Origin of the sequence: Rhodococcus olei (assembly GCF_039540555.1) — a bacterium.
Taxonomy (GTDB): Bacteria; Actinomycetota; Actinomycetes; order Mycobacteriales; family Mycobacteriaceae; genus Rhodococcus_G; species Rhodococcus_G olei.
Window position 1 is genome coordinate 1 of sequence record NZ_BAABFB010000018.1, and the last position, 23841, is coordinate 23841.

Here is a 23841-nt window from a genome sequence, read left to right on the forward strand (position 1 = left end):
GCGAGCTTGCCCGCGGTGGTGTGGATATCAGGGACATTCGACGCCGCGGTCGCGGCGGGCTCCTGGACGCTGGTCATGGGGACACAGCCTATCGGCCGCTCCGCGGGGCCTGATGCGCGAGGTCCGCTTGCGTTGAATCATTAAACCTAAGCTACTGACGGGTATCGAATCGGGCCGGGCCGTCGGTTGCCTGCGGCGCGACGCCGCGGCGTTCCCGAGGCCATACGCTCGACCCATGTACAGCGATCTGAACCGGCCCCCGCTCAACGCCGACGCGCTGCGGGCGGCGCTGGTGACCCGCGACGCCGGCGATCCCCGCGCCTTCTACGCCAGCCTCGACGTGGTCGAGGAGACCGGCTCGACCAACGCCGATCTGCTGGCCCGCTCGGTGGACAGCGCACTCGACCGGGCGGTGCTGATCGCCGAGTACCAGGACCACGGGCGCGGACGGCACTCCCGCAGCTTCGTGGCGCCGCCGCGATCGTCGATCTCGGTGTCGGTGCTGCTGCGCATGCCCGGACTGCCCCTGCGGTCGATGGGCTGGTTCCCGCTGATGACCGGCATCGCGGTCGTCGACGCGCTCCGGTCGGTGGCCGAGGTCGACGCCGAGCTGAAATGGCCGAACGACGTGCTGATCGGTGGCAAGAAGGTCGCAGGCATCCTCGCGGAGGTGGCCGCCACGGCGCCCGCCCCGGCGGTGGTGATCGGTGTCGGTCTCAACGTCACGATCACCGAAGCGGAACTGCCGGTGCCCACCGCCACCTCGCTGCAGATCGCCGGGGCCGCCACCACCGACCGCGACACCCTCGCCCGCGCGCTCCTGCGCTCCCTCGCCACCCAGTTCGCCGCCTGGCAGGAGGACGGCTGGCAGGTCGACGGCCTCGCGGCGGCCTACCGCGCCCGGTGCGGCACCCTCGGCCAGCGGGTCCGGGTGGAGCTGCCGGGCGACGAGGAACTCGTCGGGATCGCCGCCGACGTCGACCTGCAGGGCCGCATCGTCGTCAAGCCCGACGGCGGGGCCCCGGCCGTCGCGGTCTCCGCCGGGGACGTCACGCACCTGCGTGCGCACGCCGGTCCCGCCTGACCGCTCCCGTGACAGAGCGAAGGGGTGCGGGCGAATTCGCCCGCACCCCTTCGATTTTCCGCCGTGTCAGGCGCGCTCGGTGTCCCAGGTCGTGACCGCCCAGATCACGACGATGTCCAGCGCGATGATCAGAATCGACCACAGCGGGTAGTAGGGCAGCCACAGGAAGTTCGCGATGATCGACAGTGCGGCCAGGAAGATCGCGGTGATCCGGGCCCAGGTCGCGCCGGTGAGCAGGAAGAAGCCGGTCAACGCGATCAGGATGCCGATCACGAGGTGGATCCAGCCCCACGACGTGACGTCGAACTTGTAGGTGTACTCGGGGCCGAACACCAGGACCTCGTCCTTGGCGAGTGCGGAGATCCCCTGGAGGATCTGCAGGATGCCGACGGTCAGCAGCAGGATCGCCGCCGCGATGGAGGTGCCTGCCGCGAATCCCTGCTTGACGCTGCCGTCGCTGCGGGGTGCAGCCGAGTGGTCCGTCATGGCCGTTCCTCTCCGATACGTGTGACGTGAACAGATCGAGCGAGTGTCGATAGCAGTATTCGGGCGCGGCGGACGTTTCACCTCACCCGTCTCGGGTGAGGTCCGCACCCGGGTCGGCTGGACACAATGGCGCTCGCCCGGGCTTGGAGGCGCGGTGCGGTCGAGGTGGAAGGAACGTCGATGGCGAACTATCCGGATGGTCCGGGATACCCGAACGGCCCGGTCGGCGGGGCCGTGCCCGGCACGCCGGAGCAGCGGATCGACGCGGGCAAGTTCTGGGCCGGCGCGGCCGCGGCCGCACTCGTGGCGGCACTGACCGGTCTCGTGGTCACCCTGCTCGTGCGGGCATTCGACCTGGTGCCGCTGGCCCCGAACTGGACCGGCGAGGTCGGTCTGCCGGTGCGGTTCGCGATCGTCGGGTTCGGTGCCGCCCTGGTCGCCGCGCTCCTGCTCTACCTGCTGCTGGTCACGACGCCCGGCGGCGACTCGTTCTTCGGATGGATCGTCGGCCTGCTGATCCTGGCCGGCGCGATCCTGCCGTTCGTCTACGACGCGTCCACCGGAGACCGGATCGCGACCTCGCTCGTTCACCTGGCGATCGGGTTGCCGATCCTGGGCCTGCTGCCCGGCGTCGGCGACCGGGCGAAGGTCTGGAAATGAGCGCCGCGACGGCCGGGGCGCCGTCCGAACCCGTGCTGCCCGCAGGTATGCCACGCGGACTGGTGGTCCTGCTGACCCTGACCGGCGGCGTCGTCGTGATCGGCGGGATCAAGGCGTTCTCCGGGATCGTCGGGCCGGTGTTCCTGGCCCTGATGCTCACGGTCGCGGTGCAGCCTCTGGGCAACTGGCTCCAGCGCAAGGGGGCGCCGAAGTGGCTCGCCGTCGTCGGCACGCTCGCGACGGTGAACCTGGTGCTGTTCGGACTGGTCGGCGCGCTGGCCGTCTCGGCCGGTCAGCTGGCCACGCTGCTGCCGACGTACGCCGACAAGGCGAACGAGCTGCTCGCCGACCTGCACAGTTGGCTCGCGAGCCTGAACATCGGCTCCGACCAGGTGGACAAGGCCCTGTCCGGCATCGACTACAGCAAGCTGATCGGGTTCTTCGACGACCTGCTCGGCATGCTGGTGGGGGTGTTCTCGAACGTCTTCTTCATCCTCGCGTTGCTGCTGTTCATGGCAGTGGATGCGAGCTCGTTCACGGACCGGATGCGGGCGGTGGCCTACTCCCGGCCCGACATCGCGTACGCGTTCTCCCGCTTCGCCGGTGGCACCCGGAGCTACCTGGTCGTCTCGACGATCTTCGGTCTGATCGTCGCGGTGATCGACTCGGCCGCACTGTGGGCGCTGGGGATCCCGCTGCCGATCCTGTGGGGTCTGCTGTCGTTCATCACCAACTACATCCCGAACATCGGGTTCGTGATCGGAGTGATCCCGCCCGCGCTGATCGCGCTGCTGCAGGGCGGGCCGATTTTGATGATCTGGGTGATCGTGGTCTACAGCGTCATCAACGTGATCATCCAGTCGGTGATCCAGCCGAAGTTCGTCGGCGATGCGGTCGGACTGTCGGTGACCCTGACGTTCCTCGCGCTGGTGTTCTGGGGCTGGGTCCTCGGGCCGCTCGGCGCACTCCTCGCGATCCCCGCGACGCTGCTGGTCAAGGCGCTGCTGCTGGACATCGACCCGGCGACGCGGTGGGCGAACGCGCTGATCTCCGGCCAGCCCCCGAGCGCGGTGGAGCTGGCCACCGCGGAGCAGCAGGCGGCGCTGGAGACCAAGGAACTGCAGGAGGCCGCCGAGGAGTCCGTCGCCGAGTCGATCGACGAGGCGATCGAGGACACCGCGAACGAGCGCCGGGACCGCGGTGCCGTCGAGCCGCCGGAGGGCGCGGCGGTCGCGCCACCGGACCGCGGTGCGGCGGAGCCGCCGGACCGCGGGGCGGTCGACCCCGCGCACTAGCTGGCACACTCTGACGAATGGGCTACCCGGACGACGCGCTCGCCGCCGACGAGGAACTGTTGCTGCACCGGCATCCGCACTGGAAGATGCTGGTGCTGCCCGCGATCACGTTCGTCCTCGCGACGGCCGTCGCGGGCTTCGCCGCTGGCCTGGCCGACGACCGGCTCGCCGGCACCGCCCGAACCGTGACCCTGCTCGTGGTGCTCGTGGCCTGGCTGGCGATCGTGGGGTGGCGGTGCATCGGGCCGCTGGTCACCTGGAAGTCCACGCACTTCATCGTCACCGACCGGCGGGTCCTCGTCCGGCAGGGCGTGCTGACCCACAGCGGAATCGACATCCCGATGGGCCGGATCAGCAACGTGCAGTTCCGGCACGGTCTCGTCGACCGCATGATGGGCACCGGCACGCTGGTGATCGCGTCGGCGGCGGACGATCCGCTCGAGTTCGACGACATCCCGGACGTGCAGCGGGTCCACTCCCTGCTCTACCACCAGGTGTTCGACGCGATGCAGCTGCACCACGAGGACACCGGCGGAGCGATGGACTTCGGTGCCGACCCCGGCGACCGGGAACAGCGCTCGCACCGCAGGGGTTGGCGCGGCTGACTCGCGTGGCACACCACCGTCCGGTCCGCGGCTCCGTACTGTGGTGTCGTGACAGCCGTACTTCTCGCCGAGGACGACGAGGCAATCGCCGCGCCGCTCTCCCGCGCACTTGGCCGTGAGGGCTACGACGTGACCGTCGAACAGTCCGGACCGGCGACCCTCGACCTCGCCCGGAGCGGTGCGTTCGACCTGCTGATCCTCGACCTCGGTCTGCCCGGCATGGACGGGCTCGAGGTCTGCAGGCAGCTGCGGGTCGGAGGCTCCGAACTCGCGGTGCTGATGCTCACCGCCCGCACCGACGAGGTCGACTTCGTCGTCGGGCTCGACGCCGGCGCCGACGACTACGTCGGCAAACCGTTCCGGCTCGCCGAGCTGATGGCCCGGGTGCGGGCCCTGCTGCGGCGACGCGGCGGCTCGGAGGACGCGGTGATCGAGGTCGGCGACCTCCGGCTCGAGCCGGCCGCCCGTCGCGTGCTCGTCGGCGGCAGCGAGATCTCGCTCGCCAACAAGGAATACGAACTGCTCAAGGTGCTGATGGACCGGGCAGGCGAGGTGGTCTCGCGGGACGTCATCCTGCAGGAGGTGTGGGGCGACGCGGATCTGCGGGGGTCGAAGACCCTCGACATGCACATGTCGTGGCTGCGCCGCAAGATCGGCGACGAGGGCCCGATCCCGGAGCGTCGGATCGCGACCGTGCGCGGCGTCGGATTCCGCCTCAACAACCGCTGAGCCCGGGGCATGCGCCGCCGCATCCTGCTGTCCATCGTCGCCGTCGTCCTGGTGACCGGGCTGCTGCTCGGCCTGCCGCTGATGTACACGGCGTGGGTGTGGATCGAGGACTTCACCCGCAGCGACCTGCAGGCCCGGCTGGATCGGATGGCCTCGGAGATCATCGCCCAGGAGGGTCAGAGCGGTCTGATCCTGGACGACCTCGACGTCGGCTCGCTGCGGCTCGCGGTGCCCGAGGGTGGGCGGTTGTCGGTGATCTATCCGACCCCGTACGACCCGAAGATGCACATCGACATCGGCGAGACGACGGTCGACGCCCCGCTGGTCGAGTCGATCTCGATGGGCCGGTCGGGTTCCCTGCGACTCGAGACGCCGTCGGAGGCGATGCGCACCCTGCAGCAGCAGGCGGTGATGGGGGTCGCGCTGGTGGTGCTCGCGTCGCTGGCGGCCGGGACGGCGGTCGCGACCGTCACCGCCCGCCGGCTGGCCGATCCGATGCAGGACGTCGCCGACCGGGCGGCCCGGCTGGCGAAGGGCGATTTCCGGCCGGACCCACGCCGGTACGGCATCGCGGAACTCGACCGGGTCTCCGACGTCCTCGACCAGGTCACCGTCGAGATCGCCGGCCGGTTGCAGCGGGAACGGGCGTTGGTCGGTGACGTCTCGCACCAGCTGCGGAGCCGGTTGACCGCGGTGCGGCTGCGGCTCGACGAACTGGCGGTGCACCCCGACCCGGACGTGGTCGACGAGGCGAACGCGGCGATGGCGCAGGTGGACCGGCTGACGCTCGCGATCGACGAGCTCGTCCGTTCGGCGCGCAGCGACGGCGGCGACCGCCGGTCGGTGTCGGTGGTGGGGGAGCTCGCCACGGTCGTCAGCGAGTGGCAGCCGCAGTACGAGCAGGTGGGGCGGTCGCTGGTGCTGCGGGGGGAGGGTGCGGTCCGTGCGTCGGCGACTCCGTCGCGGTTGCGGGAAGCGGTCGCCGTGCTCGTCGACAACGCACTGATCCACGGCGCGGGCACGTGCACGGTCGTGGTGCGGTTGGTGCCGGGTGTCGACCGGGGCCGGGAGGCGATGGTCTGCGTCGAGGTCGGCGACGAGGGGGGCGGCGTCAGCGACCAGCTGGCCCCGCACATCTTCGATCGTGGCTTCTCGGCCGGCGGATCCACCGGTGTCGGACTGGCACTGGCGCGGGCGCTGGTCGAGGCCGACGGCGGGCGACTGGACCTGCAGCGGCGCCGGCCCGCGCTGTTCGCGTTGTTCCTGCCGATCGAGCTCCGGTCGGACCCGGAGGCGCCGTCGGAGCCGCGCTGAGGCGGCCTGGATGCCGCCGGGGTTGCTACGAGGCGGCGCGGCCCTGCTGCGCCAGCTCGTCCGGGGTGGGGTCGAATCCGGAGTCCTCTCCGGGCGTGGTCTCCTCGGGGAACGCGAACCGGCGCAGCGCCCAGAACCGGAACGCCATCTGCAGCAGGTTGCCGATGATGTAGTTCAGGACGAAGTCGATGATCACGACGGTCGTCACGCTCGCCTGATCGGCCCGGATCGCGAAGACGTTGTTCGCGATCCACAGCGGTGCCGCCGCGATCCCGACGCCGATCAGGCTGATCACGAAGAAGAGGATCGCCTCGTGATGGCGTTCGCGTCCGCCGCGGTTCTTGAACGACCACTCCCGGTTGAGGACGTAGCTGAGGATCGTCGCCATGACGCCGGAGATGATCTTGGCGATCACCGGCTTCTGTTCGAGGACCGTCAGGCTCAGCGCGTAGAAGATCGCGAGGTCGAAGACCATCGTGGTGCCACCGACGATCGCGAACTTGACCAGCTCGTGATGACGCAGCACGACGTCCCGTAACGGTGTGGGCACGTGGTTGAGCGCCTGATCGACAAAAGACACAGCAGGTCATTCTACGAACCCGTCCAGGCGGTCTCGCCCGGACACTCCGATCACAGGCTGCTCTCAGGTTCGCCGTGACGGTGCTCACCGAGGTTCGGCACCCACCCGCGCGGCGCCGGACCTGCGCAGTCGTCCCGGGCCCGGGCGTGACACCATGAACCCCCGTGAGCGTCGATTCCGGATCCCAGCCCCGTCCCACGAGTCCCCGCGCCGCGGGCCCCGCGATGCCGGTGGTCGCGATGATCGGCGGCGGCCAGCTGGCGCGGATGACGCATCAGGCCGCGATCGAACTGGGACAGTGCCTGCGGGTGCTCTCCGGTGGCCCGGACGAACCGGCCGCGCAGGTCAGTGCCGATGTGGTGCTCGGCAGCCACACCGACCTCGACGCGCTGCGGAAGGTCGCGGCCGGGGCCTCGGCACTGACCTTCGACCACGAGCACGTCCCGACCGAACACCTCGACGTGCTGGTCTCCGAGGGTGTCGACGTGCAGCCGCCGCCGCAGGCGCTGATCTACGCGCAGGACAAACTCGCGATGCGTCGCAAGCTGTCCGAGCTGGGTGTGCCGGTGCCTGCGTTCGCCGAGGTCACGTGGATCGGCGACGTGGGGAAGTTCGCCGGCGAGCACGGCTGGGGCATCGTGCTCAAGTCGGTCCGCGGCGGCTACGACGGGCGCGGGGTGTGGATGCCTGCCGACGCCGAGGAAGCCGAGGAGATCGTCACCGAGCAGCTGGACATGGGCGTTCACCTGATGGTGGAGCAGAAGGTGCCGATGCGACGCGAGCTGTCGGCGATGGTGGCCCGGTCGCCGTTCGGTCAGGGCGCGACCTGGCCGGTCGTGGAGACGGTCCAGCGCGACGGCCAGTGCGCGGTCGTGATCGCCCCGGCACCGGACCTGCCGGCCGAGGTGGCCGCGCAGGCCGAGCAGCTGGCGCTGACGGTGTCGTCGGCGCTCGGCGCCACCGGCGCGATGGCCGTCGAGTTGTTCGAGACGGTCGACGGTGCCCTCGTCGTCAACGAGCTGGCGATGCGCCCGCACAACTCGGGGCACTGGACGCAGGACGGCTCCCGCACCTCCCAGTTCGAGCAGCACCTGCGCGCGGTGCTGGACTACCCGCTCGGCGACACCGCGCCGATCGCCCCGGTGACCGTGATGGCGAACGTGCTCGGCGCCCCGGAGGCGCCCGCGATGAGCATGGACGAGCGGCTGCACCACCTGTTCGCGCGGATGCCCGACGCGAAGGTGCACCTGTACGGCAAGGGCGAACGCAAGGACCGCAAGATCGGGCACGTGAACGTCGTCGGCGGCGCGTCCGGCTCGATCGACGACCCGGAGTACGTGGCCGCGGTGCGCGAACGCGCCGAGCGGGCGGCGCATTGGCTCTCGCATGCGGTGTGGACCGATGGATGGGATCCCCACGCCGGGCACTGACCCGGGTGGCGGGCAGAGACCTCACGACACGACAGGAGACGCGATGACGGAGCAGCAGGGACCGCTGGTCGGCCTGATCATGGGCAGCGATTCGGACTGGCCCACGATGGAGGCCGCCGCGGAGGCGTTGGCGGAGTTCGGCATTCGCTTCGAGGTCGGTGTCGTCTCCGCGCACCGCACCCCGCAGCGGATGCTCGACTACGCGAAGGACGCGGCCGGGCGCGGTGTCAAGGTGATCATCGCCGGCGCCGGCGGCGCGGCCCACCTGCCCGGCATGGTGGCCTCGGCGACACCCCTTCCGGTGATCGGGGTTCCGGTGCCGTTGAAGTACCTCGACGGGATGGACTCGCTGCTGTCGATCGTGCAGATGCCGGCCGGGGTGCCGGTCGCGACCGTGTCGATCGGCGGCGCCCGCAATGCCGGTCTGCTGGCGGCCCGGATCATCGGGGCGTCGGACCCGGCGGTCCGGGACGCGATGGAACGGTTCCAGGCCGGCCTCGAGTCGATGGTCCTGGAGAAGGACGCGGCGCTGCGCGCGAAGCTGCTCGGCTGACACCGGATTTCCCGAAAACCCCCGGCGCGCTGTGCGCCGGGGGTTTAATTGTGATGTACATAATACGTTTCAGCCTGTAACGCATTGATCCGAGGGAGAGTCAGCATGCCTGCGCCGCTCGACGAGTACCCGATCCACCAGACGTCGCTGTCGATGTCGCGAGTCGGGACCAGCGACAAGAACTTCTACGACCGCTCCTACTTCAACGCGATCGACACCGAGGGGGAGTTGTTCCTGGTCAGCGGGTTCGGCGTGTATCCGAACCTGGGCGTCGTGGACGCGTTCGCCACGATCCGCAAGGGCGACCGGCAGTGGGCGGTCAAGTTCTCCGACGCCCTCGAGCACCGGTCGCTGGACCTCGCGGTCGGCGGATACCGGATCGAGGTCGTCGAGCCGCTGCAGAAGCTGCGCGTGGTGTGCGAGGGCGACGACTCCGGTGGCCTCGGCTTCGACCTGACCTGGGAGGGCACCTGCCCCGCGGTCCAGGAGCAGCCGCACCTGCTGATGACCAGCCTGCGGCCGCAGCTCGACACCAGCCGTTTCGCGCAGACCGGCGCCTGGACCGGGGTGATCTCGGTCGACGGTGAGGACGTCACGGTCACCCCCGATCGCTGGATGGGCACGCGGGACCGGTCTTGGGGGATCCGGCCGGTCGGCGACAACGACCCCGCGGGACGGCTCGTCGACCAGCCGTCCGAGGGCTTCTGGTGGATGTACGTGCCGTTGCGCTTCGAGGGCTTCTCGATCATCGTGATCGTCCAGGAGAGCCCGGACGGCTTCCGCACCCTCAACGACGCGACCCGGATCTGGGACGACGGCCGCATCGAGCAGCTGGGCTGGCCGCGGCTCGACATCAAGTACCAATCGGGCACCCGACGTCCGTTCGCGGCCACCCTGCACATGACGGCGGCCGACGGCAGCCCGGTCACGGTGGAGGTCACCCCGCGGGACGGGGTGGCGCTGCACGTGGGCGCCGGCTACGGCGGCGACCCCGAGTGGTCCCACGGCCAGTGGCGCGGCCGGAACTGGAGCTCGCGCGACGTCTACGACCTCACCGACCCGGCGATCCAGGGCCGCATCCCGTTCGGCGTCTGCGAGTACCCGGCCGGCGCCACCTGCAACGGCATCCCCGGCGCGGGCATGTTCGAGCACGGCAGCCTCGGCCGGCACGATCCGACCGGATTCGCCGACTGGGGTTCCGTCGCCCCCTAGCTCCACACACCGCCCGTCCCTGCGCCGGCCCTCCTCGGACCGGCGTCGCGGACGGGCGGCCTACGCTGTGGTCATGCCCGACGACTCAGACAGCTTCCGGCTCCGCGTGGTGTCGGAGGCGCTGCGTCTGTTCGCCGAGAAGGGCTACGAGGCGACCACCGTCGACGAGATCGCCGAGGCGGCCGGGATCTCGCGGCGCACCTTCTTCCGGCAGTTCCGTGCCAAGGAGGACGTGGTCTTCGCCGACCACGAGATCCTGCTGGCGCAGGCCGCCGAGTTCCTGTCCGCCGAGCACGACGATCCCTGGGACGCGGTGTGCGATGCCGCGATGCTCGTGTTCGAGCGCTTCTCCCACTGGCGTGACGTCGCCCGCCGTCGCTACGCGGTGGTGCACGCGGTGCCCGCGCTGCGCGACCGCGAGATCGTCACCGTCTTCCGCTACGAGCGGCTGTTCGTCGAGTACCTGCGCGACCGGCTGCCCGGCGTGTCGGACCTCGCCCTCGTCCAGTTCGCCGCGCTGGTGACCGCGACCCACAACTACGTGCTGCGCCGGATGGTCCGTGACGAGTCCGCGCCCACCTCGCAGGACCTGCGCGAGGTGCTTTCCGAGGTCCGGGCCACCTTCCGTGACGGTGTCCCGGCCCGCCCCCGGACCGAGGACGACGTCGTGGTGGCGGTGTTCGCCCGCGGGACCGCGCCGCGCCGGGTGGCGGAACTGATCGAGCGCCGGCTGAACGGCGACCACTGACCAGATGGCACTCAGTGCCGATGTTTGGCACGAGGTGCATCGACCTCTACTGGGGGTTTCGGGTATAGTGAGGAAAACCTGGCACTGAGTGCCGCCTCTCACCACTGCCTCCCGAGGAGCTCTTGATGGCTGGAAACCCGGACTTCGACCTGTTCAAGCTCAACGACGAGCACGACGAGCTGCGGGCCGCGATCCGCGCACTGGCCGAGAAGGAGATCGCCCCGCACGCGAAGGACGTCGACGAGAAGGCGCGCTTCCCCCAGGAGGCCCTCGACGCCCTCGTCGCGTCGGGCTTCAACGCGATCCACGTTCCCGACGCCTACGACGGCCAGGGCGCCGACTCCGTCGCCACGTGCATCGTGATCGAGGAGGTCGCGCGGGTGTGCGGCTCGTCGTCGCTGATCCCGGCCGTCAACAAGCTCGGCACGATGGGGCTGATCCTCAAGGGCTCCGAGGACCTGAAGAAGAAGGTGCTGCCGGAGATCGCGGCCGGCAAGATGGCGTCCTACGCGCTCTCCGAGCGTGAGGCGGGCTCCGACGCCGCCGCGATGCGCACCCGCGCCAAGCAGGACGGCGACGACTGGATCCTCAACGGCTCCAAGTGCTGGATCACCAACGGCGGCCAGTCCACCTGGTACACCGTGATGGCGGTCACCGACGCCGACAAGGGCGCCAACGGCATCTCCGCGTTCATGGTCCACAAGGACGACGAGGGCTTCGTCGTCGGCCCGCTCGAGCACAAGCTCGGCATCAAGGGCTCGCCGACCGCCGAGCTCTACTTCGAGAACTGCCGCATCCCCGGCGACCGGATCATCGGCGAGCCCGGCACCGGCTTCAAGACCGCGCTCGAGACCCTCGACCACACCCGACCGACGATCGGTGCGCAGGCGATCGGCCTGGCGCAGGGCGCATTCGACGCGGCGCTGGCCTACACCAAGGACCGCAAGCAGTTCGGCACCTCGATCGCGTCGTTCCAGAACACCCAGTTCATGCTCGCCGACATGGCGATGAAGATCGAGTCGGCGCGGCTGATGGTCTACACCGCCGCCGCCCGCGCCGAGCGTGGCGAGAAGAACCTCGGCTTCATCTCCGCGGCCGCGAAGTGCCTGGCCTCCGACGTCGCGATGGAGGTCACCACCAACGCGGTGCAGCTGTTCGGCGGGGCCGGTTACACCACCGACTTCCCGGTCGAGCGGATGATGCGCGACGCCAAGATCACCCAGATCTACGAGGGCACCAACCAGATTCAGCGCGTTGTGATGTCGCGCGCCCTGCTCAAGTGAGCTGACGGACCGCGCTCCCCGGTTCCCCAATGTCACATCGGTCACGTCGAGTGAGTCGATGTGACATTGGGGAACAGTCGTTTTCGGGGGCGGGCGTTTCGGGGGCGGTCGTTAGGCTGGAGGTATGCCCCGATTCCCGCTGAGCGAGCGCTGGTACCGATGGAGCGCCGCGCACGTCGCCGGGATCGACCGCACCCTCGCCGGGGTGCTCGCGGTGATGTGCGGCGTGCTCGCCGTCACCTCGGGGGAGGGCTGGGTCGGACTGATCGTCTCGCTCGGCATGACCGTGCCGCTGGCCTGGCGCCGCACCCGGGTCGCGGCCGCCGGATTCACCGTCGCCGGCTTCTCGGTGCTGCACCTGATCGTCGTTCCGCACACGATGCTGCCCTCGGTGATCGCGGTGCCGATCGCGGTGTACGCCCTCGCCGCCTACGGCCCGCGCTGGGCCAGCGGCTGGGGGCTCGCACTCGCCCTGCTCGGTGCGATCGGCGCCGGGGTGCAGTACCTCGGCGGCGAGTCCGCTACCTGGCAGGCCATGGCGTTCCTGATGGCTTTCCTCATCGTGTTCGTGATCGCAGTGTGGGCGTTCGGCGACCTGCGGCGGGTGCGGAACCAGGAACTCGAGGGGCTCACGGAACGGGCTCGGCTGCTCGAGCTCGAACGGGCGCAGGAGGCCGAGATCGCGGCCATCAACGAGCGAACCCGGATCGCCCGGGAGATGCACGACATCGTCGCGCACTCGCTGACCGTGGTGATCGCGCAGGCGGACGGCGGGCGCTACGGTGCCAAGGCCGACCCCGATGCCGCGATCGCGGCGCTCGAGACGATCGCGGAGACCGGGCGGCAGGCGCTGACCGACATGCGTGCACTGCTGTCGGTGCTGCGGGAGGACCGGCCCCGGGAGACGCGCGCGACCCCGCAGGTGGCCGACATCGCGGATCTGGTCGCCGACCTGCGCGGCGGTGGACTCGAGGTGAACCTGCGGATCGAGGGCGAGCCCCGGGAACTGTCGACCGGCGCCGGGCTGACGGCCTACCGGATCGTGCAGGAGTCGCTGACCAACGTGCTCAAGCACGCCGGTCCGGCGGCGCGGGTGGTGGTCACCGAGCGGTGGACCGACACGGGGCTCGAACTGGGTGTCGTCGACGACGGTCGCGGCGCCGCCGGCGCGCTGGTGCCCTCGACCGGCGGCGGGCAGGGCGTGCTCGGCATGCGGGAGCGGGCGGAGTTGTACGGGGGACGGTTCGAGGCAGGCCCGGTGGTGGGCGGCGGATATCAGGTGCGGGCCGGGCTCCCGTACGCGAGAGAGGTGTGAGCGGATGTCGGACAGCGTGATCCGGGTGGCCCTGGTCGACGATCAGCAACTGGTGCGGGCCGGGTTCCGGATGGTGATCGACTCCCAGCCCGACATGACGGTGGCCGTCGAGGCGTCCGACGGTGCGCAGGCACTGCGCGAACTGGCCCGCGTTCCCGTCGACGTCGTGCTGATGGACGTGCAGATGCCGAATCTCGACGGCATCGAAGCCACCCGCCGTCTGACCGACCTCGATTCGCCGCCGAAAGTGGTGGTGCTGACCACTTTCGACAACGACGAGTACGTGATCGGAGCCATCTCGGCCGGCGCCAGCGGCTTTCTCCTCAAGGACGCGCCGCCGGAGGAGCTGCTCACCGCGGTCCGGACCGTGCATCGTGGCGACGCGGTGATCACCGCGCGCTCGACCCGGCGGCTGCTCCGGCACGTCGGACCGATGCTGTCGGGACCGGCGGCGGGGCAGGAGATTCCGGAGGACCTGACCCCGCGAGAGGTCGAGGTCCTCGAGGCGATGGCACACGGCCTGTCGAATTCCGAGATCGCCGACCGGTTCACGGTCTCCGAAGCGACAGTGAAAACCCATGTCGGACGGGTGCTCTCCAAGACCGGGTCGAGGGACCGGGTGCAGGCGGTCGTGTTCGCGTACCGCTGTGGCCTGGTCCGGCCGGAGGACCTGCTCGGCGGGTAGCCCTCCCCGCCCGGGATGACGCACGTGTCCACCCCGGGTATGACGCGGCGTCGCCGAAGATGGGCCACCGCGCCGACGCGGCGTGGGCGGATTCGCCCCTACCGTCGAAAGCATGACGAGAGTGGACATTCCGGCGGCCCGCGCGGTCGCGCTGACGAAGCTGTACGGGGACGGGGAGGCGGCGGTGCGCGCGCTCGATTCGGTGGACGTGGGCTTTCGTCGCGGTGCGTTCACCGCGATCATGGGCCCGTCCGGGTCCGGCAAGTCGACGCTGATGCACTGCCTGGCCGGGCTCGACGACGCGACCACCGGGCGCGTGTACCTCGGCGAGACCGAGTTGACCGGTCTCGACGACCGGGCCCTGACCGAACTGCGCCGCGACCGGATCGGGTTCGTGTTCCAGGCGTTCAATCTGCTGCCGGTCATCACGGCCGAGGAGAACATGCTGCTGCCGATGCGACTGGCGGGCATCCTCCCGGACCCGCAGTGGAAGCACGAAGTGGTCACCCGGCTGGGTCTGAGTGACCGGCTCGCGCACCGGCCGCACGAGCTGTCCGGTGGACAGCAGCAGCGGGTCGCGGTCGCGCGGGCACTGCTGCCCCGACCCGATGTGATCTTCGCCGACGAGCCGACCGGAAACCTCGACTCGCACGCCGGTGCCGAGGTGCTGGCGCTGCTGCGCGCGAGCGTGCGGGAGATCGGGCAGACCGTCGTGATGGTGACCCACGACCCCGCCGCAGCGTCCTACGCGGATCGGGTGGTGCTGCTCGCGGACGGTCGGGTCGCCGGTGAGATCGACAGCCCGACACCGGATTCGGTCATCGAGACGATGCGCGGACTCGGAGCGCGCACATGCTGAGTCTGACGCTCGCCCAGGCGCGTGCCCACGCGGGCCGCTACCTGGCCTCGGTCACCGCGGTCCTGATCGCGGTCGCGTTCGTCGTCGCCACCATGGTGCTGTCCGCCACCACCTCGGCGAGCGTGACGAATTCGCTTGCCGGGCAGTATCGGACATCGGCCGTCGTGGTGCCCGATGCCGGTGACGCGGCCCACGCGCACGCCGCGGCCGAGCGGGTGTCCGGGCTGCCCGGTGTCGTGGCCGTCGCCGCCGACGCGAGCGCGCCGGTCAAGGTGTCCGCGGCCGGCCACGGCACCAAGTACGGCACCGTCACGTCGCTGGCGTCCGCCGAGGCGTTGCGCTGGCAGCGCCTGGCGCAGGGGCGTTTCCCGGCGGGCCCGGGCGAGGTCGCGCTCGGATCCGGATCCGGGGTGCCGATCGGCACCCGCGTCGCGGTCGGTGTGTCCGGCCCGGGCGGCGGGCACCCCGCGGCGGAGGCGACGGTCGTCGGTGAGGTCGACCTGTCCGGCGGCCCGCAGGCGCTGTCGGGTGTGACGGCGTTCGCCACCGCGGAGCAGGTCGGTGCCTGGACCGGCGGCGCCGCGAGTCACGAGATCCGGATCGCCGGCACCGGCGACCAGCAGCGGCTGGCGTCGGAGGTGTCGGCGGTTCTGGGTCCGGACGCCCTCGTGCGGACCGGTGCCGACCAGGCCGAGCAGGCGGCCCGCGCGTACCTCGGCGACACCGACACGCTGCGGAACGTGCTGCTGGCCTTCGCCGCCGTCGCGGTGGTCGTGGCGGGCCTGGTCATCGCCAACACGTTCGCGGTCCTGCTCGCCGCCCGGACGCGGGAGCTGGCCCTGCTGCGATGCGTCGGGGCGACCGCCCGTCAGGTGCGGCGGGGAGTGCGGATCGAGGCGCTGGTCGTCGGCGCGGTGGCGTCGGCCGCCGGGGTCGGGGTGGGAATCGGCTTGGCGTGGGCCGTCACCCGGGTCGTCACGGCGCTCGATGCACCGGTCCCGCTCGGCACGCTCGACGTCACCCCCACGGCGATCGGGGCCGGGCTGCTGGTCGGGATCGTCGTCACCTACCTCGCCGCGGTGGCGCCGGCGCGGGCGGCCACCCGGGTGTCCCCGCTGGCGGCTCTCGCCCCGGCCGAGGCGACACCGGAGTCGGTGGGGTCCTCGCGCGCCCGGCTGGTGGCCGGCACGACGGCCGTCGCGCTGGGCGCGGTGCTGCTGGCCGCCGGCGTGCGGACCGAGCAGGTGACGATCGCGTGCGCCGGGGGCATCGCGGCCGCCCTCGGCGTGGTCGTGCTCGGGCGCAGCGTCGTACCGCGGGCGGTGGCGGCGGTCGGCCGGCTGCCGGGTCGTCTCGTGGGACCGCTCGGCGAGCTGGCCGTCGGCAACGCGCTGCGCAACCCGCGCCGGACCACAGCCACCGCGACCGCGCTGCTCGTCGGTGTCACCGTGACCGCGACGATGGTCGTCGGCATCGCGACGGTGCGGGCGGCCGCGCCGCGCGCACTGGACGAGCAGTTTCCGGTCGACGTCACGATCGACGCCGCGGCGGCGGGACTGCCACCCGACCTGGGCCCGCGCATCGCGGGTCTCGACGGGGTGACGGCGGTGTCCGCGCTGCTGGGCACCGAGGTGACCGCCGGCGACGGCGACCGGCTCGCGCTCGTGGGTACGGACCCCGACACCACGCGGGCGACGCTGCGGATTCCGTTGACCTTGCCGGCGGCCGGTGAGGTGTCGCTGTCCCCGCAGCGGATCGACGAGCTCGGCACCGCCCCCGGCCGTCGTCTGGAACTCGTGGGTGGCGGCGTCACCCGGTCGCTGACCGTCGTCGCCGGCCGGGAGGGGCAACCGGCCCTGGTCGGCCGCGCCGACGCGCTGTCGCTCGGCGCCTCACCGGCGGCGCGATCGCTGTGGGTCCGGCTGGCGGACGGGTCCGCGGACGATGCGCTGGTGACCGTCCGGAACGAGATCACCGATGTCACCGGCCGGCTCGCTCCGACGGCGGAGGTCGGGGGTGCGGCGGCGATGCGCGCCACGATGGAGTCGGTGTTCGACGTGCTGCTGCTCGTCGTCGTCGGACTGCTGTCGGTGGCGGTGCTGATCGCGCTGATCGGGGTCGGCAACACGATGGCGCTGTCGGTGATCGAGCGGCGACGCGAGTCCGGCCTGCTCCGGGCACTCGGCGTCACCCGCACCGGACTGCGGTCGCTGCTGATCTCGGAGGCGGTGCTGGTGGCGGTGGTCGCCTCGGCGATGGGGGTGGTGCTCGGGTCGGTGCTCGGCGTGGCCGGGACCGCGTCGCTGTTCGGGCTCGACGACCTGGTGCCCGGCTCGATGCCGTGGCTGCAGCTGGCATCGATCGTGCTGGTCGGCGGGGTGGCCGGGGTGATAGCCGCGCTGGTGCCCGCCCGCACCGCGGCCCGGGCGACCCCGGTGCGGGCGCTGGCCGGATGACGTCCGCGGCAGGCGGCGCCAATCTGCACCGGGTGCCGCCTGCCGCCGAATCGGTCACGCCGCGGCGGCGGCGGGCGTTCAATGGGGAGTTGGTCCGGTTCGGCGACGACGGAGGGCTCGAAAATCATGGGATCGGTCACGATGGACGTCCTCCAGGACGTGATCAAGCTGATGAGCGACCTGATGGCCGCGATGGACAACGGCAACGGCAACGGCGGCGGCGGCGGCCTGTTCGGTGGCGGCGGCGGGGGCGGCGGTGGCGGCCTCGGTGGTCTGCTCGGCCTGATGGGCGGGTCCAGCTGACCCGCCGGGTCAGTCGCGCCGCGCGGTGACCTTCTCGGACTCGACGCGGCGCGCGGTGCGGTCGGCGTCCGGGTTCGTCACCTGGACGAGCGAGGCGCCGACGGCCAGGACCGCGAGAAGTCCGTCGACCAGCTGGTCCGCCGTCGACCAGTCGGTGCTCGACAGCACCCGGTCGTCGGGCGAGAATTCCTGCGCCGAAGCGGATTCGGCGGCGGCGGCGAGCACCTCGGTCACGGTGCGGCCGTCCAAGGCGGGGGAGTCGGCGGGTGCCGAATCGGGACGGAACTGGTCGCCGTGCACCCGCACCGACGTCGCGTAGTCGGTGACCCCGACCGGCAGGTTCTCGGCGGGCCGGCCGAACGCGTCCAGCGACAGCACCGCCACCTCGGCGGCGTCGGCGGCCTCGTCGAGTCGGTCGGCGGTGACCAGCGCGAGATCCGCGTCCGGGTCCGGTTCGAGCACCACCTCGGTGCCCGCCCACCAGCAGCCCAGCAGCACCGCGGCGGTCTGCCAGTGCGCGGGCAGCAGCACGCACACCCGCGACCCCGGCATCAGCCCGAACTCGTCGCGAATCAGGTTGGCGGTCTTGGCGGCCCAGTTCGCCAGCGTCAGCGCCGATAGTTCGATCCGCGCACCGGACGCGTCGTCGTACCAGGTGACGCGGGGGCCGGCCGGATCGCTCGCGAGGATCGGGTCGAGCAGCGCGACGGTGAGATTGGTCGGGTTTGCCATGTCGTCGCCTGCTCCTGTTCGCCGGTCAGTTCACGCACTGCGGTCCCTTGCGGCCCGCGTCGATCGGTGGGCCGGGTGGAACCGGGGTCGGGCTGGTGCCCGCGTCGACGATGTCCGATGTCGAGTCGGTCGACGCCCTGGCCGACCCGGAACCGGGACCGTCGTAGTCCGCGGCGAGCACGACCCGTACGGTGCCGCCCGCCAGGGATGCATCCTGCACCACGGGCAGGCCGCCGAGGGAGGCGGCCACCGACTTCGCGGCATCCGAGTCCGGGTCGGCGGCACGGACCTGGCTCTCGGACACCGGGGTTCCGGTGTTGTTGCCGACGACCCCGTGGCGATAGCCGTCGGCGGACAGCGCCTCCGACACCCGGCTCGCGAGCCCGCCGACGCCGCTGTCGTTGGCCACGTCGACGGTCACGGTCGACGGGTTCACGGTCGGCGCGACGGTGGCCGGGGTCTCGGTGTCGTCGCCCCCTCCGGCCAGTTCGGCGACGTACTTGCGGACGGCCTTCGGGTCGACCTGGACGATGGATTCGCCGTAGTCGGTCATCGCGTTGATGTCGACCACCGGGATCGTCTCGAACCGCACCTGGCCACCGGCGAGGTTCTGCAGTTCGCGGGCGAAACCGATGACGTCCCAGTCCTCGTCGAGCACGACCGACCGCTGCACCGCGGACGTCAGCTGGCCGAGCTTGCCGGGGTTGCTCAACGTCTTGGCGCTGAGCACCTCGTGGACGAGGGACGCCATGAACACCTGTTGCCGCACGATGCGGTCGAGGTCGCCGCGGGGCAGGCCGTGCCGCTGCCGCACGAACGACAGTGCGCTCGCGCCGCCGAGCGTCTGCTCGCCTGCGGGGAAGTTCGCCCCCGACAGGGGCTCGTCGACGGCCTGGTTCAGGCACACGTCGACGCCGCCGACGGCGTCGGTGAGCAGCACGAATCCGAGCAGACCGATCTCGGCGTAGTGGTCGACGGTGACCCCGGTCAGGTCGGCGACCGACTTGATCAACGCCTCCCGGCCGGCCTGGGTGGCGTCCTTGTCCGCGGTGTCGGGGTTGGTGCCCTCGTCGATCAGCTTCTGCTTCTCGGTCGCCTTGGTGGCCCCGAAGGCGGCGTTGATCTTCGACATCCCGATGCCCGGGACCTTGACATAGGAGTCGCGGGGGATGGAGATCGCGGTCGCGGACTCGCCGTTGTTCGGGATCCGGATCAGCACGATCGTGTCGGTGTTGTCGGCCTCCGCGTCACCGGCCCGCAGCGCCGCCAGTTCGTGCTGACTGAGCGGGTTGCCGTGTGCGTCGGTCCGGCTGTCGGTGCCGACGAGCAGCAGGTCGAGAGCGCCGTCCTTCGCTCCGCCGAGCCCGAGCCGGGCGGTCGCGAGGTTGGATTCGAGCGCACCGACGCTGCGCCACGCGAGGCCGGTCACGAGCAGGACGACGACCGAGACGACCGCGAGGGCGATGTGCAGCGGCCGCGTCCGGGAGGCCGGGGCCTCGTCGCGCCGATCGCGCTCCGGCCGCGCGCGGCCGGAGCCCCGAGGCCGGGACCGCTCCCCGTCCCGGGGCCGCGAACGGTCACCGCTCGTCGCCGACCGGTCGGGTCGCCGATCACCCCGCGCCCTGTTGTCCGGCAAACGCTGCCCCTTCACCTCTCCCGCATTTCGTACTCGGGGACCAGGCTACTGGCGAACCTCCGGCATCAGGGTGACCCGGAACCGGCGTGCCAGACTTTCAGGTGTGACGAACATCCTCGTGACCGGCGCCGGTGGGCAGCTCGGGACGCAGCTGACCCGCCGCGCGGCGGACGGACTGCCCGTTCGCGGTCTCACCTCGGCCGACCTGGACATCACCGACCCGGACGCGGTGCGGGACGCGGTCGAGCCGGGCGCGGTGGTGCTCAACTGCGCCGCCTACACCGCCGTCGACGCCGCCGAGACCGACGAGGCCGCCGCGACGGCCGGGAACGTGACCGGGCCGCGAATCCTGGCGGAGGCCACGGCCCGCGCCGGTGCGCGGCTGGTGCACGTGTCCACCGACTACGTCTTCGCCGGCGACGCGTCCGCGCCCTACGACGTCGACGCCCCGACCGGTCCGCGCACCGTCTACGGCCGGACCAAGCTGGCCGGGGAGCGGGCCGTGCTGGCGGCGGACCCGTCCGCCGTCGTGGTGCGTACCGCCTGGGTGTACACCGGAACCGGGTCCGACTTCGTCGCCACGATGCTGCGGCTGGAACGGGACCGGGACACCGTCGACGTCGTCGACGACCAGGTCGGCTCGCCGACGTACGCCGGGGATCTGGCCGACGCGCTGCTCGAACTCGCGACCCGGCCGCGGGTGCGCGGGCGGGTGCTGCACGCCACCAACGCGGGCCGGGCCAGCTGGTTCGACCTCGCGCGGGCCGTGTTCGCCGGGGTCGGGGCCGACCCGGACCGGGTGCGGCCCTGCACCACCGACCGGTTCCCGCGTCCGGCCCCCCGGCCTGCGTATTCGGTGCTGTCGCCGGCGTCGTGGGCGGCCGCGGGCCTGACCCCGCTGCGGCCGTGGACGGCCGCGCTCGACGTGGCCTTGGCGGAGCTGCCGCCCGCGTACGGCTAGGGTGACTCGCGTGAGTTCGCAGCTGGCCGTGGTGACGGTGACCTTCTCACCCGGCGACCATCTCCGGGGATTCCTGGACACCCTCGAGGACGCGACCGAGCTGTCGACGCAGGTCATCCTCGCCGACAACGGGTCCACCGACGGTGCGCCCGAGGCCGCCGAACAGGAGTACGCCAACGTCCGGCTGCTGCGGACCGGAGGCAACATCGGCTACGGCGGCGCGATCAACCGGGCGGTCGCCGAGATCGACCCGTCGGCGGAGTTCGTCGTCGTCGCCAACCCCGACATTCGCTGGGGTGCCGGGTCGATCGACGAGCTGCTGAAGGCGGCGGCACGATGGCCCCGTGCCGGTGCGCTCGGACCGCTCGTCCTCGAGCCGGACGGCAGCGTGTACCCGTCGGCGCGGCACGTCCCGGGACTGGTGTCGGGTGCCGCGCACGCCGTGCTCGGCACGGTGTGGCCGTCGAACCCGTGGACGCAGCGGTACCGGCAGGAGGACGAACAGATCTCGGAGCGGTCGGTGGGCTGGCTGTCGGGGTCGTGCCTGCTGGTGCGACGGGCCGCGTTCGACTCGATCGGCGGATTCGACTCCCGGTACTTCATGTACATGGAGGACGTGGACCTCGGGGACCGGCTCGGCCGGGCCGGCTGGCACAACGTGTACGTGCCGTCGGCGGAGGTCACCCACGCGAAAGGCCATGCGGCGGGACGGCATCCGGAGCTGATGCTGCCGGCGCATCACGCGAGCGCGTACCGATTCCAGGCGGACCGCCACCCGCACTGGTGGCAGGCGCCGGTGCGCTGGGCACTCAAGGGGGGCCTGGCGGTGCGATCGAAACTGGCCGTTGCGGCGGCCGTACGAGGCAGGGCGAAGGACGAGGGGAACTGACATGACGAACGGTGCGATGACGGGCGACGCCGCCGTGGCTCCGGGCGCCGGAGCCGTGGACGCGGTGATCCTGGTGGGCGGCAAGGGGACCCGGCTGCGGCCGCTGACCCTCTCCGCGCCCAAGCCGATGCTGCCGACGGCGGGACTGCCGTTCCTGACCCATCTGCTGGCCCGGATCAAGGCGGCGGGCATCACCCACGTGGTCCTGGGCACGTCGTTCAAGGCGGAGGTGTTCGAGGAACACTTCGGCGACGGCTCCGACCTCGGGCTCGAGATCGAGTACGTCACCGAGACCGAACCGCTCGGAACCGGCGGCGGCATCCGCAACGTGCTGCCGAAGCTGCGTGCCGACAACGTCGTGGTCTTCAACGGCGACGTGCTGGGCGGCACCGACCTGCGCGCGGTGCTCGAGACGCACGACCGGACCGAAGCGGACGTGACCCTGCACCTGGTGCGGGTCGGCGACCCGCGCGCCTTCGGGTGCGTGCCCACCGATCAGGACGGCCGGGTCACCGACTTCCTGGAGAAGACGCAGGATCCGCCGACCGACCAGATCAACGCCGGCTGCTACGTGTTCAAGCGCGAGATCATCGAGAAGATCCCGGCGGGTCGGCCGGTCTCGGTGGAACGGGAGGTCTTCCCGGGCCTGCTCGCCGACGGCCGCCGGGTGTTCGGTCACGTGGATGCCGCCTACTGGCGCGACATGGGCACCCCCGAGGACTTCGTGCGCGGCTCGGCGGACCTGGTGCGCGGCATCGCGCCGTCACCGGCGCTGGAGGGTCCGCGGGGCGAATCGCTGGTGCACCCGGGCGCGGGGATCGCGCCGGGCGCGGTGCTGATCGGCGGGACGGTGGTCGGGCGGGGCGCCGAGGTCGGGGCCGGGGCGCGCCTCGACGGAGCGGTCCTGTTCGACGGCGCGGTCGTCGAGGCCGGCGCGACGGTCGAGCGGTCGATCATCGGGTTCGGCGCCCGGATCGGACCGCGGGCGCTGGTGCGGGACGCGGTGATCGGCGACGGCGCCGACATCGGCGCGCGCTGCGAACTGCTGCGTGGAGCCCGGGTGTGGCCGGGGGTCACGCTGCCCGACGGCGGGGTCCGGTTCTCCACCGACGTGTGACCCGTCGGTCGGCGGGTTCGTGTTGCGTCATGCAACCCGGTCGGCTGTGAGCGGTCGCACGCTGGCAGGATGGGATCCCGTGAGTACGTCGGGACCTGTCTTCCATCGCTACGTCGCCCTCGGCGACTCGTTCACCGAGGGTCTCGGCGACCCGGCACCGGAGCGGCCGAACGGGCTGCGCGGGTGGGCCGACCGGGTCGCCGAGCAGCTCGCCACGCGCACCGACGACTTCGGATACGCGAACCTCGCGGTGCGCGGCAAGCTGCTCGGGCAGGTCCTCGACGACCAGCTGGACGCGGCGCTGGCGATGTCGCCCGACCTGGTGACGATCTACGCGGGCGGCAACGACATGATGCGCCCGTCCGTCGACATCGACGCCCTCGTCGCCCGCTACGACACCGCGGTCGCCGCGCTGACCGCGGCCGGGGCGACCGTCGCGATCTGGACCGCGTACGACGCCGGGTGGGACGCGGTGTTCCGGATGTTCCGCGGCCGCACCGCGATCTACAACGAACTGGTCCGCGAGGTCGCCGAACGCCACGGCGCGACGCTCGTCGACTTCTGGCGGTTCGACGGCTACGACGACGACCGCATGTGGGACTGGGATCGCCTGCACATGTCCACCGCCGGCCACCAGCGGATGGCCGTCGAAGTCCTCGACGCGCTCGGGGTGCCGCACGAGCTGGCGGCACCCGATCTGGGGCCGGCGCCGGTCCGCGGCAAGGTCGAACAGAAGAAGATCGAGTCCACCTGGCGTCGCGAGTTCCTGTTGCCGTGGATCGGGCGGCGGCTGACCGGCCGGTCGTCGGGCGACCACATCGCCGCCCGACGACCCGAGCTGGCCCCGATCGGGTGAGGCCGCCGACGACGCGGACGCCGCCGCCCGGGCGGCGTCGCCGTCCGGGGGAG

General features: G+C 71.5%; 24 protein-coding genes. 20 read left to right on the forward strand and 4 right to left on the reverse strand.

Features of this window, described 5'->3' with window-relative positions; all coding sequences use genetic code 11:
* Positions 1-235: 235 nt before the first annotated feature.
* Entirely contained in the window at positions 236-1084 is an 849-nt protein-coding gene (locus ABD951_RS03095; RefSeq protein ID WP_345342028.1) for a biotin--[acetyl-CoA-carboxylase] ligase, read from the forward strand.
* 66 nt (positions 1085-1150) lie between these two features.
* Here ABD951_RS03095 and ABD951_RS03100 read toward each other — a convergent pair whose 3' ends face one another.
* Positions 1151-1570, reverse strand: a complete 420-nt coding sequence (locus tag ABD951_RS03100) for a DUF7144 family membrane protein (RefSeq protein WP_345342030.1) — start codon at positions 1568-1570, stop codon at positions 1151-1153.
* A gap of 180 nt (positions 1571-1750) precedes the next feature.
* Between ABD951_RS03100 and ABD951_RS03105 the strand changes: the two genes are divergently transcribed.
* From ABD951_RS03105 to ABD951_RS03125, 5 genes are read left to right on the forward strand one after another with little or no spacing between them, the layout of a single operon-like run.
* The gene (locus ABD951_RS03105) at positions 1751-2230 is read left to right on the forward strand and encodes a DUF6069 family protein (protein ID WP_345342032.1); all 480 of its coding nucleotides are present in this window, start codon (positions 1751-1753) and stop codon (positions 2228-2230) included.
* On the forward strand, positions 2227-3525 hold the full coding sequence (locus ABD951_RS03110) for an AI-2E family transporter (protein WP_345342034.1): 1299 nt from the start codon (positions 2227-2229) through the stop codon (positions 3523-3525). The genes ABD951_RS03105 and ABD951_RS03110 overlap by 4 nt, the downstream gene beginning before the upstream one ends.
* A 17-nt stretch (positions 3526-3542) precedes the next feature.
* Complete coding sequence (locus tag ABD951_RS03115; RefSeq protein ID WP_345342036.1) at positions 3543-4130, forward strand: PH domain-containing protein; 588 nt, start codon at positions 3543-3545, stop codon at positions 4128-4130.
* Between the two features lie 48 nt (positions 4131-4178).
* Entirely contained in the window at positions 4179-4859 is a 681-nt protein-coding gene (locus ABD951_RS03120; protein ID WP_345342038.1) for a response regulator transcription factor, read from the forward strand.
* A 9-nt stretch (positions 4860-4868) separates the two neighbouring features.
* On the forward strand, positions 4869-6173 hold the full coding sequence (locus tag ABD951_RS03125; protein WP_345342040.1) for a sensor histidine kinase: 1305 nt from the start codon (positions 4869-4871) through the stop codon (positions 6171-6173).
* A gap of 25 nt (positions 6174-6198) precedes the next feature.
* On the opposite strand, the gene ABD951_RS03130 is transcribed toward ABD951_RS03125, so the two are convergent.
* Positions 6199-6753, reverse strand: coding sequence for a GtrA family protein (locus ABD951_RS03130; RefSeq protein WP_345342042.1), 555 nt, complete (start codon positions 6751-6753; stop codon positions 6199-6201).
* A 164-nt stretch (positions 6754-6917) separates the two neighbouring features.
* Between ABD951_RS03130 and ABD951_RS03135 the strand changes: the two genes are divergently transcribed.
* From ABD951_RS03135 to ABD951_RS03180, 10 genes are all read left to right on the forward strand, one after another.
* Positions 6918-8183 (forward strand): 5-(carboxyamino)imidazole ribonucleotide synthase, encoded by a 1266-nt coding sequence (locus tag ABD951_RS03135; protein ID WP_345342044.1) that lies wholly within the window; start codon positions 6918-6920, stop codon positions 8181-8183.
* 43 nt (positions 8184-8226) lie between these two features.
* Positions 8227-8736: a 5-(carboxyamino)imidazole ribonucleotide mutase gene (gene purE, locus ABD951_RS03140; RefSeq protein WP_345342046.1), complete on the forward strand. Its 510-nt coding sequence runs from the start codon at positions 8227-8229 to the stop codon at positions 8734-8736.
* Between the two features lie 105 nt (positions 8737-8841).
* Positions 8842-9948 carry an Rv3169 family protein gene (locus ABD951_RS03145; RefSeq protein ID WP_345342048.1) on the forward strand — a complete coding sequence of 369 codons (1107 nt, stop codon included), beginning with the start codon at positions 8842-8844 and terminating at the stop codon, positions 9946-9948.
* A 73-nt stretch (positions 9949-10021) separates the two neighbouring features.
* Positions 10022-10696 carry a TetR family transcriptional regulator gene (locus tag ABD951_RS03150; RefSeq protein ID WP_345342050.1) on the forward strand — a complete coding sequence of 225 codons (675 nt, stop codon included), beginning with the start codon at positions 10022-10024 and terminating at the stop codon, positions 10694-10696.
* Between the two features lie 125 nt (positions 10697-10821).
* Positions 10822-11979 carry an acyl-CoA dehydrogenase gene (locus ABD951_RS03155; protein ID WP_345342051.1) on the forward strand — a complete coding sequence of 386 codons (1158 nt, stop codon included), beginning with the start codon at positions 10822-10824 and terminating at the stop codon, positions 11977-11979.
* A 124-nt stretch (positions 11980-12103) separates the two neighbouring features.
* On the forward strand, positions 12104-13294 hold the full coding sequence (locus ABD951_RS03160; protein ID WP_345342054.1) for a sensor histidine kinase: 1191 nt from the start codon (positions 12104-12106) through the stop codon (positions 13292-13294).
* Between the two features lie 4 nt (positions 13295-13298).
* Positions 13299-13979, forward strand: coding sequence for a response regulator transcription factor (locus ABD951_RS03165; RefSeq protein ID WP_345342056.1), 681 nt, complete (start codon positions 13299-13301; stop codon positions 13977-13979).
* Positions 13980-14091: 112 nt separating this feature from the next.
* Positions 14092-14838, forward strand: coding sequence for an ABC transporter ATP-binding protein (locus ABD951_RS03170; RefSeq protein ID WP_345342058.1), 747 nt, complete (start codon positions 14092-14094; stop codon positions 14836-14838).
* Positions 14832-17294, forward strand: coding sequence for an FtsX-like permease family protein (locus ABD951_RS03175; RefSeq protein WP_345342060.1), 2463 nt, complete (start codon positions 14832-14834; stop codon positions 17292-17294). Before ABD951_RS03170 ends, ABD951_RS03175 begins: the two co-directional genes overlap by 7 nt.
* 126 nt (positions 17295-17420) lie before the next feature.
* Positions 17421-17597 carry a hypothetical protein gene (locus tag ABD951_RS03180; RefSeq protein ID WP_345342063.1) on the forward strand — a complete coding sequence of 59 codons (177 nt, stop codon included), beginning with the start codon at positions 17421-17423 and terminating at the stop codon, positions 17595-17597.
* 9 nt (positions 17598-17606) lie between these two features.
* Here the strand turns inward: ABD951_RS03180 and ABD951_RS03185 are convergent, their stop codons facing one another.
* Together ABD951_RS03185 and ABD951_RS03190 are read right to left on the reverse strand one after the other, a co-directional pair.
* The gene (locus tag ABD951_RS03185) at positions 17607-18329 is read right to left on the reverse strand and encodes a TIGR03089 family protein (RefSeq protein ID WP_345342065.1); all 723 of its coding nucleotides are present in this window, start codon (positions 18327-18329) and stop codon (positions 17607-17609) included.
* Positions 18330-18354: 25 nt separating this feature from the next.
* Positions 18355-19800, reverse strand: a complete 1446-nt coding sequence (locus ABD951_RS03190) for an LCP family protein (protein WP_345342225.1) — start codon at positions 19798-19800, stop codon at positions 18355-18357.
* A 268-nt stretch (positions 19801-20068) separates the two neighbouring features.
* On the opposite strand from ABD951_RS03190, the gene rfbD reads away from it, so the two are divergent.
* The 4 genes from rfbD (at position 20069) to ABD951_RS03210 (ending at position 23788) form a co-directional block, all read left to right on the forward strand.
* Positions 20069-20926 carry a dTDP-4-dehydrorhamnose reductase gene (gene rfbD, locus ABD951_RS03195; protein WP_345342067.1) on the forward strand — a complete coding sequence of 286 codons (858 nt, stop codon included), beginning with the start codon at positions 20069-20071 and terminating at the stop codon, positions 20924-20926.
* A gap of 10 nt (positions 20927-20936) precedes the next feature.
* Positions 20937-21815 carry a glycosyltransferase family 2 protein gene (locus tag ABD951_RS03200; protein ID WP_345342069.1) on the forward strand — a complete coding sequence of 293 codons (879 nt, stop codon included), beginning with the start codon at positions 20937-20939 and terminating at the stop codon, positions 21813-21815.
* Between the two features lies 1 nt (position 21816).
* The gene (gene manB, locus ABD951_RS03205; protein ID WP_345342071.1) at positions 21817-22932 is read left to right on the forward strand and encodes a mannose-1-phosphate guanylyltransferase; all 1116 of its coding nucleotides are present in this window, start codon (positions 21817-21819) and stop codon (positions 22930-22932) included.
* 79 nt (positions 22933-23011) lie between these two features.
* Positions 23012-23788: an SGNH/GDSL hydrolase family protein gene (locus ABD951_RS03210; protein WP_345342073.1), complete on the forward strand. Its 777-nt coding sequence runs from the start codon at positions 23012-23014 to the stop codon at positions 23786-23788.
* Positions 23789-23841 lie beyond the last annotated feature (53 nt).

Excerpts from the sequence above, each read along its gene's own strand:
- ABD951_RS03145 (WP_345342048.1), top strand. The coding sequence starts at position 8,842 with ATGCCTGCGCCGCTCGACGAGTACCCGATCCACCAGACGTCGCTGTCG.
- ABD951_RS03100 (WP_345342030.1), bottom strand. The coding sequence starts at position 1,570 with ATGACGGACCACTCGGCTGCACCCCGCAGCGACGGCAGCGTCAAGCAG.
- ABD951_RS03165 (WP_345342056.1), top strand. The coding sequence starts at position 13,299 with ATGTCGGACAGCGTGATCCGGGTGGCCCTGGTCGACGATCAGCAACTG.
- ABD951_RS03180 (WP_345342063.1), top strand. The coding sequence starts at position 17,421 with ATGGGATCGGTCACGATGGACGTCCTCCAGGACGTGATCAAGCTGATG.
- ABD951_RS03110 (WP_345342034.1), top strand. The coding sequence starts at position 2,227 with ATGAGCGCCGCGACGGCCGGGGCGCCGTCCGAACCCGTGCTGCCCGCA.
- ABD951_RS03125 (WP_345342040.1), top strand. The coding sequence starts at position 4,869 with ATGCGCCGCCGCATCCTGCTGTCCATCGTCGCCGTCGTCCTGGTGACC.
- ABD951_RS03115 (WP_345342036.1), top strand. The coding sequence starts at position 3,543 with ATGGGCTACCCGGACGACGCGCTCGCCGCCGACGAGGAACTGTTGCTG.
- ABD951_RS03175 (WP_345342060.1), top strand. The coding sequence starts at position 14,832 with ATGCTGAGTCTGACGCTCGCCCAGGCGCGTGCCCACGCGGGCCGCTAC.
- ABD951_RS03105 (WP_345342032.1), top strand. The coding sequence starts at position 1,751 with ATGGCGAACTATCCGGATGGTCCGGGATACCCGAACGGCCCGGTCGGC.
- ABD951_RS03095 (WP_345342028.1), top strand. The coding sequence starts at position 236 with ATGTACAGCGATCTGAACCGGCCCCCGCTCAACGCCGACGCGCTGCGG.
- ABD951_RS03150 (WP_345342050.1), top strand. The coding sequence starts at position 10,022 with ATGCCCGACGACTCAGACAGCTTCCGGCTCCGCGTGGTGTCGGAGGCG.
- ABD951_RS03170 (WP_345342058.1), top strand. The coding sequence starts at position 14,092 with ATGACGAGAGTGGACATTCCGGCGGCCCGCGCGGTCGCGCTGACGAAG.
- purE (WP_345342046.1), top strand. The coding sequence starts at position 8,227 with ATGACGGAGCAGCAGGGACCGCTGGTCGGCCTGATCATGGGCAGCGAT.
- ABD951_RS03160 (WP_345342054.1), top strand. The coding sequence starts at position 12,104 with ATGCCCCGATTCCCGCTGAGCGAGCGCTGGTACCGATGGAGCGCCGCG.
- ABD951_RS03155 (WP_345342051.1), top strand. The coding sequence starts at position 10,822 with ATGGCTGGAAACCCGGACTTCGACCTGTTCAAGCTCAACGACGAGCAC.
- manB (WP_345342071.1), top strand. The coding sequence starts at position 21,817 with ATGACGAACGGTGCGATGACGGGCGACGCCGCCGTGGCTCCGGGCGCC.
- ABD951_RS03185 (WP_345342065.1), bottom strand. The coding sequence starts at position 18,329 with ATGGCAAACCCGACCAATCTCACCGTCGCGCTGCTCGACCCGATCCTC.